The sequence below is a fragment of the Kocuria sp. SL71 genome (assembly GCF_026672465.1).
Lineage (GTDB): Bacteria > Actinomycetota > Actinomycetes > Actinomycetales > Micrococcaceae > Kocuria > Kocuria palustris.
Genome location: NZ_JAPPRE010000001.1, coordinates 665235 through 678198 on the forward strand (window position 1 = coordinate 665235; position 12964 = coordinate 678198).

Annotated in this window: 11 protein-coding genes; 8 read left to right on the forward strand and 3 right to left on the reverse strand. The window is 70.8% G+C overall.

The annotated features are described in order from the left end of the window. Window positions 1-39 precede the first annotated feature (39 nt). The 6 genes from OVA15_RS03125 (at window position 40) to OVA15_RS03150 (ending at window position 7975) form a co-directional block, all read left to right on the forward strand. Window positions 40-2283, forward strand: a complete 2244-nt coding sequence (locus OVA15_RS03125; protein WP_268143001.1) for an N-acetylneuraminate synthase family protein — start codon at window positions 40-42, stop codon at window positions 2281-2283. Then, complete coding sequence (locus OVA15_RS03130; RefSeq protein WP_268143003.1) at window positions 2280-3371, forward strand: glycosyltransferase; 1092 nt, start codon at window positions 2280-2282, stop codon at window positions 3369-3371. The genes OVA15_RS03125 and OVA15_RS03130 overlap by 4 nt, the downstream gene beginning before the upstream one ends. Continuing rightward, a complete protein-coding gene (locus OVA15_RS03135; RefSeq protein ID WP_268143005.1) occupies window positions 3368-4669 on the forward strand; it encodes a hypothetical protein in 1302 nt (433 codons plus the stop codon). Before OVA15_RS03130 ends, OVA15_RS03135 begins: the two co-directional genes overlap by 4 nt. Beyond that, on the forward strand, window positions 4666-5715 hold the full coding sequence (locus tag OVA15_RS03140) for a glycosyltransferase family 4 protein (RefSeq protein WP_024290629.1): 1050 nt from the start codon (window positions 4666-4668) through the stop codon (window positions 5713-5715). The genes OVA15_RS03135 and OVA15_RS03140 overlap by 4 nt, the downstream gene beginning before the upstream one ends. Further along, complete coding sequence (locus tag OVA15_RS03145; protein WP_024290628.1) at window positions 5715-6689, forward strand: glycosyltransferase family 2 protein; 975 nt, start codon at window positions 5715-5717, stop codon at window positions 6687-6689. The genes OVA15_RS03140 and OVA15_RS03145 overlap by 1 nt, the downstream gene beginning before the upstream one ends. A gap of 83 nt (window positions 6690-6772) precedes the next feature. After that, entirely contained in the window at window positions 6773-7975 is a 1203-nt protein-coding gene (locus tag OVA15_RS03150; RefSeq protein ID WP_024290627.1) for a glycosyltransferase, read from the forward strand. 57 nt (window positions 7976-8032) lie between these two features. Here OVA15_RS03150 and OVA15_RS03155 read toward each other — a convergent pair whose 3' ends face one another. The 3 genes from OVA15_RS03155 to rfbA are packed head-to-tail and all read right to left on the reverse strand — an operon-like array spanning window position 8033 to window position 10148. Continuing rightward, entirely contained in the window at window positions 8033-8374 is a 342-nt protein-coding gene (locus OVA15_RS03155; RefSeq protein WP_268143008.1) for a hypothetical protein, read from the reverse strand. Between the two features lie 17 nt (window positions 8375-8391). Continuing rightward, entirely contained in the window at window positions 8392-9249 is an 858-nt protein-coding gene (locus OVA15_RS03160) for a nucleotidyltransferase family protein (protein WP_024290625.1), read from the reverse strand. Beyond that, complete coding sequence (rfbA, locus tag OVA15_RS03165; RefSeq protein ID WP_024290624.1) at window positions 9246-10148, reverse strand: glucose-1-phosphate thymidylyltransferase RfbA; 903 nt, start codon at window positions 10146-10148, stop codon at window positions 9246-9248. The genes OVA15_RS03160 and rfbA overlap by 4 nt, the downstream gene beginning before the upstream one ends. A 91-nt stretch (window positions 10149-10239) precedes the next feature. On the opposite strand from rfbA, the gene OVA15_RS03170 reads away from it, so the two are divergent. Further along, complete coding sequence (locus OVA15_RS03170; RefSeq protein WP_268143010.1) at window positions 10240-12075, forward strand: ABC transporter ATP-binding protein; 1836 nt, start codon at window positions 10240-10242, stop codon at window positions 12073-12075. 82 nt (window positions 12076-12157) lie between these two features. Further along, on the forward strand, window positions 12158-12934 hold the full coding sequence (locus tag OVA15_RS03175; RefSeq protein ID WP_204783121.1) for an alpha-1,2-fucosyltransferase: 777 nt from the start codon (window positions 12158-12160) through the stop codon (window positions 12932-12934). The last annotated feature ends 30 nt before the right edge of the window (window positions 12935-12964 follow it).

The following is a 12964-nucleotide window of genomic DNA, read 5'->3' on the forward strand; positions in this document are numbered from 1 at the left end:
GCCCCATCCGCACCCCCCCCCGAACCAAGGACCCCCCCCGTGATCATCGAACGCCGCCTCACCCCGTACCTGGTCTTCCACGACGAGTCCGTCGTGGTCGCCCTGCGCAAGATGACGGGCAATACGGAGCGGATCGTGTTCGTCGTCGACGGGACCGGGCAGCTGCTGGGCTCGCTGACCGACGGGGACTTCCGACGCTGGATCGTGGCCCACCCGGAGGCAGATCTGGAGGTCGCCGTCCAGCAGGTGGCCAATCCGCATCCGGCCACGGTCGGCCCGGAGGCCACCGAGGAGCAGATGCGCGCGGCGCTGCCCGCCGGCGCCAGCCACCTGCCGGTGCTGGATGAGCGCGGGCGGATCACGGCGATCGCGATCGACCGCCCGGCCGAGCTGCGCATCGGCGACCGGCGCATCGACGAGTCGAGCCCGGCCTATGTCATCGCCGAGATCGGCAACAACCATCAGGGCTCGGTCGAACAGGCCCGCCGCCTCGTCGATCTCGCCGCCGAGGCCGGCGCCGACGCCGTGAAGTTCCAGCTGCGCGACATGGACACTCTGTACCGGCAGTCCGGATCGACGTCGGCGGGGGAGGACCTGGGCGCGCAGTACACCCTGGATCTGCTGGCCAAGTACTCCCTGCCTGCCGAGCAGCTCTTCCGGGCCTTCGACCATGCCCGGGAGCATGGCATCCAGGTCCTGTGCACCCCGTGGGACGAGGCCAGCGTGACGGCTCTGGCGGACTACGGGCTCCCGGCGCTGAAGATCGCCTCGGCCGATCTCACGAACCACGGCCTGCTGCGCGCCGCCGGATCGCACGGGCTGCCGCTGATCCTTTCGACCGGCATGAGCCGGGAGGCCGAGATCCGCGAGTCCGCCGCTGTGGTGCGCTCGCTCGGGGTGCCCTTCGCGATGCTGCACTGCCAGTCGACGTACCCGGCGCCGTACAAGGACGTGAACCTGGCGTACATGGACCGCCTGGCCGAGATCACGGCAGTGCCGGTGGGCTACTCCGGGCACGAGCGCGGCTGGCACGTTCCCCTGGCAGCCGTGGCGCGCGGAGCCAAGATCATCGAGAAGCACTTCACCACGGACCGCGAGCTCGAGGGCTCGGATCACCGGGTATCTCTGCTGCCCGATGAGTTCCGGCAGATGATGAGCCAGATCCGAGATATCGAGCAGGCCATGGGCACAGCACGGGAGCGCACCGTCTCCACCGGCGAGGCCATGAACCGCACCAACCTGGCCAAGTCGCTCGTGGCCGCCGGACCCATCTGCGCCGGCCAGCGGCTGGGACAGGGGGACATCGAGGTCCGCAGTCCGGGCCGCGGCCTGCAGCCGGACCGGCTGAGCCAGCTCGTGGGCCGCACCGCGCACCGCGACATGGGCGCAGGCGACTTCTTCTTCGAGGGCGACCTGCTCGATGCCCCGGCCCGCGGACGCGACTACTCCTTCCGCCGCCCCTGGGGGCTTCCGGTGCGCTATCACGACGCGCTGTCGCTGCTCGAGTCCACGCACCCCGACTTCCTCGAGTTCCACTTCTCCTACAAGGACCTGGAGATCGACATCGATCAGGCGCTGCCGCAGCGACTGCCGATGGGCTTCACCACGCACCTGCCGGACCTGTTCGCCGGCGACTTCCTGGTGGATCTGTCCTCGCACGATCCCGAGCACTGGGAGCGCTCGATCGCCGAGGTCCAGCGAACGATCGATGTCACCCGTGCCCTGCGCGCCAGGTTCACCCAGGACCAGGACCCGATCATGGTGGTCACCATGGGCGGGTTCACCTCCGACGGGCACCTGTCCGCCGAGCGGCGAGCGGACAAGTACCAGCGCATCGCCGATGCGCTGAAGCGGCTGGACTCCTCGGGCGTGCGGATCGCCGCCCAGACGCTGCCGCCCTTCCCATGGCTGATGGGCGGACAGCAGTTCCACAACCTCTTCCTGGACCCGCAGGACACCGCGGACTTCGCCCGCAGCACGGGCACGGATCTGTGCCTGGACATCTCCCACACGCGTCTGGCGGCGACCTTCCTGGGGATCTCGTTCGCGGAGGCCGTCGAGACCCTGGCTCCGCTGAGCTCGCACCTGCACCTGGTCGACGGCACCGGCGTGGACGGCGAGGGCGTGCAGGTCGGCGAGGGCGAAGTGGATTGGCCGGTGCTCGCCGAGCAGCTCGACCGGCTGGCTCCCGGCGTGAGCTTCATCCCCGAGATCTGGCAGGGCCACGTGGACGGCGGCGCCGGATTCTGGACCGCCCTGGAGCGCCTGGAGCCGCTGCTGTGAGCGCGCTTCCCAGCACCTCGCCCGATCCCCTCGTGCTGTGGGTCGTGCCCGTCGCCGATCTCGGCGGCGTGGCCCGGCATGTCCTGGACGCCCTGGGCCACGGTCTGCCGGGTCTGCGCGCCGTGCTGCTGTGCCCCGAAGGCCCGCTGGCCGAGCGAGCTCGTGAGACGGGCATCGCCGTGCTGACCGACGAGCTGGGACCGCAGGCCGGGCTGCAGCGCTCGGTGCGCAGCCTGCGCAGGGCGATCCGGAGGCTGCGTCCGCGCGCCGTGCACACGCACCTGGCCTATGCCGATCTCATGGGCGCCGTCGCGCTGGCGGCTGAGCGCAGCATCGCGCTGATCAGCACCGAGCACGGCATCGCCCCGGATCAGGCCCTGTACCAGTCGAGCCGGGTCCGGGCCTCGGCGGTGCGGGCGGCGCATCGGGCACGGCTGCGCCGGAGCGATCATCTGATCGAGGTCTCGGAGTCCACGCGCGCCGTCGTGCGCGAGATCTGGGATCCGAGCTGCCCGATCTCGGTGGTGCGCAACGGCGTGGACGTCGTGCGCGTCCGCCAGGCCGTCGGGCAGGCTCCCCGACAGAGGCTGGGGGAGGGCGTCCGCCTGCTCACCCTGTCCCGGCTGGCTCCCGAGAAGAACGTCAGTGCGCTGCTGCGCGCCATGCCGGCCGTGCTGGCGCGGGATCCGCAGGCCACCCTGACCGTGGCCGGCGACGGCCCGCTGCGCGAGACGCTGCAGCGGCTGTCGGCCACCCTGGGACTGGGTGAGGCGGTGCGCTTCGCCGGGCGCGTCGAGCCCTGGCCCGCGATGGCCGAGCACGATGTTCTGATCCAGCTCTCGGCCTGGGAGAATCTGAGCTACAGCCTGCTCGACGCCGCCGCCGCGGGCATGCCCGCCGTGGCCACCGATGTGGGCGGCAACGCGGAGATCCTGCCCGCGGAATCGCTGCTGGACCGGGCGGGAGCCGACGAGCTCGTCCACGCTCTCGAGCGCCTCGCGCAGAGTCCTGCGGTGGCGCAGACCCCGTCGGATGTGGAGCAGATGACGCAGGAGATCGCACATGTCGTGAAGGGAGCCCTGCGATGAGCACAGAGCCGATGCGCCGCACCCGCCGCGGCCCGCAGGAGTCCTCCGCGGCGCGGCGGAGCAGATCCGCAGGGGAAGCACCGTGGAGCAGCGCTCCGGCCCCAGCAGCGGTTCAGGCCCCTCCGGCGCCGCTGGCCTGGGGCTCGCCTGCCGAATACCTCCGGATGGCCATGGGGCGCTCCCCGATCGTCTTCCTGCTGGGCGCGCTGCTGTTCGTCGAGTCCCCCATGCCGGGGATCGCCATGAACCTGCCTGTCAGCGAGACCGTCATGGGCGTGCTGCTCGCAGGATCCCTGCTGCGCTCGGGGCGGCTGAGGGCCGCCGCTGTGCCCGTGGTCATGGTGCTGCTGGCGGCCGCCTACGTCTGGCTGCTGGCCGTCTCGATCACCTCCGACGTCGAATGGACTCGGCGCATGGTCCGCATCGGCATGCTCTTCGGCTTCGCCCTCATGCTGGCGACGGGGCGCGTTCCGCTGCGCCCGCTCATCTTCGGCATGGGTGTGGGACTGGTGATCAACGCCGTGCTCTTCTTCGCCGGTCTGGCTCCCGACAACTATCAGGGGGCGCTGTCGGGATACATCCTGGACAAGAACGTAGCCGGCTTCGTCTACGCGGTCGTGCCGCTCCTGGTGGTCGCCTTCATCCGCCACCCATGGGCGCGTGTGCTGGTCCTGCTGCTGGGGCTGGTGCTCGTATTCGAGACCGGCTCCCGCACGGGGCTGGCCGCGATGATCCTCGGCACAGCATGGATGGCTCTGGGCGGGCGAGGGGGTCCGGTGCTGCGCGCAGCGCTGCTGACGGCGTTCTACTTCGTCTTCATCTGGGCCGAGGAGAACCTCGCCTCGCTCGACGTGTTCGGCGACCGGACCGGCACCGACTGGTTCCGAGGCCGGATCGACGACGCAGCCTGGGCGAAGACCCAGCAGGCCATGCCGTGGGGCGAGGGAGCGGGCCAGTCGTTCGTGCTGCTGCCCCCGGAGCAGCAGCCGTTCTTCTTCCACAACTCCTACTGGGCGCTGATCGTGGAGGGCGGGCTGCCCCTGCTGGTGCTCATGCTGGCCGTGCTCGCGATCGGCGGCCTCGGCCTCGGAGCAGCCGGACGCAGGACCTGGGCGACCACGGCAGCACAGGCCTCCGTCCTCGTGATCCTTCTCGTGTCCTTCCGGCTCGGCGAGGTCTTCCTGACCGTCTATTCGATGGTCGCGCTGGGCGGGGCGATGGCCCTGTGGGAGCTGGAGCGGCGGCGGATGGCTCAGGAGAGGGCCCATGCCCGCAGCACCGGGGCAGCAGCCCCGTGAGCGCATCGAAGACGACCATTCGACTCGTGGCCAATCAGGGCCGTGTCTCCGGCGGAGAGGTCATGCTGCTGCGTCTGGCGAGGCAGCTGCGTGAGCTCGGCCGGGAGGTCACGGTCGTGGCACCACGCTCGCCGTCGGAGACCGCCGAGCTGCTGGAGGATGCGGGATTCGCAGTGGAACGCCTTCCCGGTCGGTCGCGGCGCGCGTACATGCTGAGCCTGCGTCGGTGGCATCCCCGCTCGACGGTCGATGTGACGTGGTGCAACGGGCTTCTGCCCGCGGTCGCCCTGTCCGGGCGCGCCCGGCGGGTGCTGCACCTCCACCAGCTGCCTGCCGGGCCGCTGCAGGCGGTCCTGTCCAGGATCGCGCGTCTGGGAGCGGTGGCCACGGTGGTCCCCTCCGAGTGGATGTCCGAGCGTCTCCCGGGATCCACGCCGCTGCCGAACTGGGTCGAGGCTGCGCCGCAGGAAGCAGAGCCGCAGGGCTCGTCCCCGCGAGCCGAGGCCCCCCTGCGCGTCGGATTCCTCGGCCGATTGAGCCCGGACAAGGGCATCCTCGATCTGCTCCGGGCCGGCGAGCTGCTCGAGCAGGGTCGACCGGGCGGCATCGAGCTGCTGATCGCGGGGGACCGTCGCTTCGTGCCCTCGGCCCAGGCGGAGCAGATCCAGCGGCGCCTCGACGCTGCGGGCGAGCGTGTCCGGCTGCTGGGCTGGATCCCCAAGGAGGAGCTCTTCCAGCGGATCGACCTGCTGGCCGTGCCCTCCGACTGGTCGGAGGTCTTCGGCCTTGCCGCCGCCGAGGCCATGGCGGCCCGAGTGCCCGTGATCGTCTCTGATGCCGGTGCGCTGCCCGAGGTCGTGGGGAGGGACCACCCGCTCATCGCGCGAGCGGGGGACCCGGAGTCCCTCGCTGCGGCGATCCGGCGTGCCGAGGAGCTCGACGCAGAGGAGCTGGTCGGGACCCAGCACCAGCGCTGGGTCCAGCACTGGTCCCCGGAGGCCGGGCGGCGACGACTGCAGCGCTTCCTGATGGAGAGGGGAATCTGATGGACGCATCGACGACGAATCAGGGGACGCGGCCGGAGCTCAGCGTCGTGGTCCCGTCGCGCGGAGGAGCCCGCCGCCTTCCCCGCCTGCTCTCGGCGCTGGCCGAGCAGCAGAGCGCGCCGGACTTCGAGATCTGCGTGGTGCTCGACGGCGACGTCGACGGCTCGGAGGCGGTCCTGCGCGAGTGCGCCGATCGCTGGCCCGTCCTCGACCTGCACTGGGTGGTGTTCGCGCAGAACAGGGGCAGGTCGGCTGCCTTGAATGCCGGAGCGGAGGCGACGACAGGGCCGATCCTGATCCGTGCTGATGACGACCTGGAGCCGGGACCGCACTACATCCGGGATCACGCGGCCGCCCATGCGGCCGGGGACTGCGGGGTGATCGGCATGCAGCGCCACGTCCTGCCTCGAACGGCATATCAGCGCGTCTACGGAGATCGCGCGGACCTGCGCCATGCGGCCGAGGCCTACGCCCTGCCGCCCGAGAAGGTCTGGCGGCACTGGGCAGGCAGCGTGTCGGTCCCGCGGCACCTGCATGAGCGGATCGGCGGCTACAGCGAGGCCTATCGCCGCTACGGATGGGAGGATGTGGACTACGGATACCGTCTGCATCAGCTCGGTGTGCCGATCCGCTTCGCCCGGGAGCTGGAGACGAGGCACCACGCCGCGGCGACCACGACCCTCCTGAAGGCCCGGCGAGCCCTGCACTCCGGGGCCTCGCGGCAGATCTTCATCGCCCGGCACGGAGCCGAGGCGCTGGAGGGCGACCGTCCGCCGCGGGTGATATGGGGGGCGGCGGTGCGCCTGGTCGCCTCGGTCACCACCGAGCGGTCGCTGAGCGTGACGGCCCGGGCACTGGACCGAAGCATCGGGCGTCTGCCCCGGTGGCTGGCCATCAAGCTGATCGCGCTGCAGGTGGAGGCCGCCGCGGAGGCCGGTCGGCGACATCCCGCTCGCGCGACCGCTTCCTTCTGACATGATGACTATGCATCTGAAACAATCAAGCAGCGGACATCCCCCGGTCCGCTGTTCCCCCCCCGCCTCGCAGAGAGCCCCTGATGAGCCACTCGTTCGCCGATGAGACGCGCCGGCCCCCGCTGGCGATCGCTCACGACTACCTCACGCAGCGCGGCGGCGCCGAGCGCGTGGTGCTCGCCCTGCATCGCCTCTACCCGGAGGCGCCCATCTACACGCTGTTCTACGAGCCCGAGGCCACGTTCCCCGAATTCCGCGACGCCACCATCATCACCTCGCCCCTGAACTCGATCGGCGCGCTGCGTCGGGATCCGCGCAAGGCGCTGCCGCTGCTGCCGTGGGCGTGCTCGCGGATGCTCGTCGATGCCGATCAGGCGATCGTCTCGAGCTCGGGCTGGGCGCACGGCTTCCGCTTCACGGGCGAGACCGCCGTCTACTGCCACACCCCGGCGCGCTGGGTCCACCTGCTGCAGGACTACGTGGGAGGGCCCTGGTGGAGCTCTCCCAAGGGCGTGCTGGCACGGGCCATGCACCCGGTGCTCGAGCCCTGGGACCAGCGGGCGCAGGCCCGTCACGACGTCTACGTGGGCAATTCCACGGAGGTCCAGCACCGCATCTCCCGCGTCTACGACCGCGACGATGTGCAGCTGATCTTCCCCCCGCACTCCGTGCAGACGGAGGCCGTGCCTCTGGAGCCGATCGAGGGGGCCCAGCGGCTCGTGGCGCAGGGGGGCTTCCTGCTCTCCGTGGCACGGCTGCTGCCGTACAAGAACGTCGACGCCGTGATCCGAGCCACCGAGCAGCTGGATCTGCCGCTGCTGGTGGTCGGGCGCGGCCCGGAGGAGCAGCGGCTGCGGGCGCTGGCGGGGGACCGCGTGGTCTTCGCCCAGGACATCTCGGACGCGCAGCTGCGCTGGGCCTACGCCCATGCCTCGGCCCTGGTGGCGGCCAGCTTCGAGGACTTCGGCATCACGCCGCTGGAGGCCAGCGCATGGGGCCTTCCCACGGTGGCGCTGCGCGGAGGCGGCTATCTGGACACCATCCGGGAGGGCCTCAACGGGACCTTCGTGGAGCAGCCGTCTCCTGAGGCGCTGGCCGCCGGGATCCGCAGGGCGCTGGCGCGCGACTGGAACCTGAAGGCCATGCGCGATCACGCCGCGAAGTTCTCCGAGCGCCGGTTCATGGCCAGCATCCAGAGGCTGCTCGAGGCCGAGGAGTCCGTGGTCTGCCCGCTGCCGGAGCGCGGGGCATCCGCTGCTCGGCACCGGCATTCCTCCGTGGCCTGACCACGAGCGGTCCGTCGCCTGCTCCGGACGGAGCCGGTGCGACGGGGGCGCAGGGCATCAGTCCTGGCGCATGCCTTCCCTCGACGCCGGGATCAGCACACCGTCCGCGCCCAGAGCCTCGAGGAACCGCTCGATGTCCGGTTGGATGTCCTGCGGGTCCAGCGGTGCGCCCGCCGTCAGATCCTCGGCGATCCGTGCGGCCGTGACGCCTTCGTCCGCCGACGTCGAGGGGTGCGCCAGCCGTTCCAGCAGCGCGATCCAGATCAGGGCCGAGGACTGCTCGAGGATCCTGGGGATCTCGGCCTCGAGGTCCAGGAGATAGACCGTCGGCGCGTCTTCTGCCGTCTCCTCGTGAGGCTCGGACAGCCAGACGACGGTCGGCGCCGGTCGCCAGGACATCGGATGTGCGCGGGGAATCATCGGCGCAGACCCCTCTTCACCGCGCCGACGGCGGCCCCGAGCCGGTCGCGGTAGTCCGCCAGGTAATCCGTCAGGCGCGGCTCCCTCTCGAGCTGCATGCGCAGATGACCGCGATTCGGCACCAGCGTGCCCAGGGTGATGCTCGCCCGCTCTCGGAAGCCCTCCGCGGCGTGGATCCGGGCGCGCAGCAGGACGTCCCGTTCGGCGCCATCGCGCAGTGCGCGCCACAGCGCGACCTCCGCCTGCGCGGCGGGTGCGCTCTCGCCGGTGGCGACCACCCAGGGCGCTGCTGCCCGCAGCTCCAGCGCGCGGGCTCGGACCTCGGCCCATTCCTGGGGCGAGAGGCTCGAGCGGAGGTGGGCCGTGTCCGGCTGCCCCCTCGAGGTGTCGCGGGCGGCGTGGATGACGATCAGAGCCAGGTGGTCCAAGCGCCCCGGCACCGTGCAGGGCTGTCCGCCCATATCCGCTGTGGAGCGCTGGCTCCAGAGCCGCTCGAAGACGGCCTGGGGCGTGGGGCCGGTGCCCGGGATCAGCTGGTGGATGTCCGCGTAGCCCAGATGGCTGTGCCACAGGGAGGCCGCGTGCTGGAAGATCGACCCGTCCCGGTAGCTCGTGACCAGGTCCCAGCCGCGGGCCTGCAGGACCTGGATGGCTCGGGCGGCCTGGTCCGGGGGCACCAGGACGTCGGCGTCCGTGGAGGCTCGACCGGACACATAGGTGCCCTCCGGGGCGGTGTGCCCCTTGTGGTGCAGGGCTCGGATCCCCGCCTGTGCGAACAGGTGGGCGATCATCGCGTGGGCGAAGCGGACGCGGACCTCCATGGGGAGGGCGGAGCCGACGGCGGGCTCGGTCACCGGGCTCGCTCCGCTGCGTCGGGAGCGGAGGCGTCCTGGTGCTCGAGCAGGCCGAGCAGATAGCTGCCGTAGCCGCTCTTCACCAGGGGCTCGGCGCGCTCGCGCAGCGCGTCGTCGCTGAGCAGGCCCTGTCGCCAGGCGATCTCCTCGGGAGCCCCGACCTTGAGGCCCTGGCGGTTCTCCACGGTGCGGATGAAGTTGGAGGCGTCGTTGAGGTCCGAGAACGTGCCGGTGTCCAGCCAGGCGGTGCCGCGCGGCAGGATGTCGACGCTGAGGCGGCCCTGCTCCATGAAGATCCTGTTGACGTCGGTGATCTCGAGTTCCCCGCGGGCCGAGGGCCTGAGCGACTCGGCGATCGCGATGACGTCGTTGTCGTAGAAGTACAGCCCGGGCACGGCGTAGGGGCTGCGGGGGAGGGGCGGCTTCTCCTCGAGGGAGACGGCGTGGCCGGCGTCGTCGAACTCGACCACGCCGTAGGCCGCGGGGTCGCTGACCCGATATCCGAAGATCGAGGCCCCCCGGACCTCCTGATGGCGACGCAGCTGCGTGCCCATGCCGGGGCCGTAGAAGATGTTGTCGCCCAGGATGAGTGCCACGGAGTCCTCGCCGATGTGCTCGCGCCCCAGCAGGAACGCCTGGGCCAGGCCGTCGGGGGAGGGCTGGACCTGGTAGCTCAGCCGGATGCCGAATCGGGAGCCGTCGCCGAGCAGGCGCTGGAAGGCCTCGGCATCCTGCGGTGTGGTGATGATGAGGATGTCCTGGATGCCCGCCAGCATCAGGGTGGACAGCGGGTAGTAGATCATCGGCTTGTCGTAGACGGGCATGAGCTGCTTGGAGATCCCGAGGGTGATGGGATGCAGCCGTGAGCCGGTCCCGCCGGCGAGGATGATGCCCTTCATGGGGACTATCCTAGGGCGAGACATGCATCCCATGCGATCGCATCGTTCTGGCTCCTGCAGCCGCATCCCCAACCCCCTTTCGGAGAAGCCTGTGCCCCCCAGCGATCAGTCCCGCCTCTCGGCCCGGTCGACCATCGCCGATCTGCGCGTGGTCTTCACCCTGGTGCCGTGGCGGATGCGCTGGCGGATCATCGCCATGGCGGTCGCCGCGCTGCTGGCGGCCATGCTGGATCTCGTGGCGGTCGCGGCCATGCTGCCGCTGACCCAGATGCTCACCGCCCCGGACCCGCTGCCGGGTGCGGTCGATCGGTTCCTGGTCCCGCTGGCGGGCACCGACCCTCGGCGGCTGCTGATCCTCACAGCGGTGGCCGTCGGCGCCGCCTTCCTGGTCAAGAACGTGGCCGTCATCGCCATCCGGTGGTGGAGCATCGGGCAGTCGAATCGGGCCAGCGCAGCCGTCCAGGCGGAGCTTCTGCGCCGCTACGCCGCCGCGCGCTACGTCGATCACCGCCTGCGCTCCAAGTCCGCGATGACCAACATGGTCGGCGGTGCCGTGCCCGCGGCGTTCTCCCTGGTGCTCTCGAGCTGGCTCGCGCTGCTGGTGGACCTGCTGTCCATCGTGCTGATGCTCGGGCTGCTCGTGGCCATGTCACCGATCGCAGCGGCTGCGGCCCTGGTCGTCTTCGGCGGCTTCGCCGTGCTGCTCTCCCGCTATCTCAAGCCCTGGTCGCTCAAGTTCGCCCATCGTGCCTTCGAGCTCGACCGCGACGCCATCGCCGCCCTGAATCCGGCGATCGAGGGCTTCCGGGAGACCAGGCTCTTCCAGCGCGAAGAGCTGTTCGTCGAGCGCTACCGCAGGAACAAGGAGGAGGCCGCCGGGCTGGCGCGCTTCCAGTCGGTGCTCATCGAGCTGCCGCGCTACCTGCTCGAGGTCGTCATGATCCTCGGCATCCTGCTGGTGGCGCTGCTGCTGTTCGGCCTGCAGGGCCCCGAGAGGGCCTTCGGCCTGCTGGCCGTGTTCGTCGCGGCTGCCATGCGCATCGTCCCGGCGCTGAACCGCGTGGTGGCCTCCAACAACCAGATCCATGCGGGCACCCCGGCTCTGCGCGAACTCGTGGCGGAGATCCGCACGCTCGAGCAGCAGGGGGCTGCTCGGCGCACGGGCGGTGACGTGGAGCTGGACCCCACCGCGCCGCTGCGCGTCCGCGATCTGGGCTTCCGCTTCCCGGACGGCAAGCGCCCTGTGCTGGAGGGCGTCAGCGTGGACATCCCGGCGGGATCGACCGTGGCACTGGTGGGCGGGTCGGGCGCAGGCAAGACGACGTTCGCCGACCTGCTGGCCGGACTGTACGAGCCCTCGACCGGCAGCCTCTGCGTGGGCGGCGTGGATCTGACGGAGCACCCGGGCGCATGGCTGCCGCGGGTGGCCATGGTCTCCCAGCGCGTCTACCTCTGGGACGCGAGCATCCGGGACCTGATCACCTTCGCCGCGCCTGCGGGAGAGATCGACGAGCGCCACCTGGCCGACGTGCTCGAGAAGGCCCGGCTCACGGAAGTGGTGGAGTCCCTGCCCCACGGGCTGGACACCACCGTGGGGGAGGCCGGCACACGCCTGTCAGGCGGTCAGACGCAGCGGCTGGGGATCGCCCGCGCCCTGTACTCGCGTCCGAGTGTGCTGATCCTGGACGAGGCCACCAGCGCCCTGGACAACGAGACCGAGCGGCAGATCACGGAGACCGTCGAGCAGCTGCACGGACAGCTGACGGTCATCGTGATCGCCCACCGCCTGTCGACCGTGAAGAACGCAGATCAGATCCTCTACTTCGCCGAGGGCCGGCTGCGCGCGAGCGGGACGATGTCCGAGCTGGTGGAGCGCGACCCCGACTTCGCGCACCTGGTCGAGCTCGGCCGGCTGGAGGTGGGCTGAGGCGATGGGGTCGAGACCGCTCGATGCTCTCAGGCCGCTTATCGCCCGCAGCCTGGGCCCCCTGCGGCGGCAGAGCCCCTCCGTGATCTGGGGTGCCGAGCCCATGAACGGCGGGAACTTCCTGTACCTGTGGCTCACCGCCTGGTCGCGCACTCGGCGCACCGGCAAGCGGTGGACGGTGCGCTTCAAGCCCAAGATGCGCCCCTGGCTCGAGGAGTTCCCCGGCCTGCGTGAGTGGACCGTCCAGGAGCACGAGGTCGGCCCCCTCCAGCGGCGCACCGTGGAATGGGGCCAGCAGGCCGGCTACGACTACCTGGTCCCGGAGATCCCGATGTTCGTGCGCGAGGTGCTGCTGCCGGGCTCGGGCTTCCCCGAACGTGTGGCAGCTGCAGTGCCGGATGCGGTCGTGGTCAACGTCCGCCGCGGGGACTACTACTCGGACGCGCTGAACCGCAGCCGCTACGGGATGGACATCGAGGCCTTCATCCGCGAGGCCGTGCGACGGATACCGAGCACTGCGCAGGAGCGGTTCGTGCTGGTCTCCGATGACCCTCCGTGGTGCATGGAGCACTTGGGCTTCCTGGCCGAGCGGGGGGCAGTGCAGGCCATGCCGCCGCCGCACGACATGTTCCAGGACCTCGCCCAGCTGGCCGCAGCAAGGACGCTGATCCTCACGAACTCCACGTTCTCCTACTGGGGCGGGTATCTGGCCACGAGCCGGCCCCCAGCGCAGCGCCCTCGTCAGATCCTCGCTCCGCTGTTCTTCACCCGGCAGTACAACCACGGCGACTCGCCGCTGCTGCTGCCGCAATGGACGGCGATCCCCGAGGATGAGTACCAGACTGACCCTGGACTCTGATCCCGCAGGACCCGCACTGGGCACACCCCC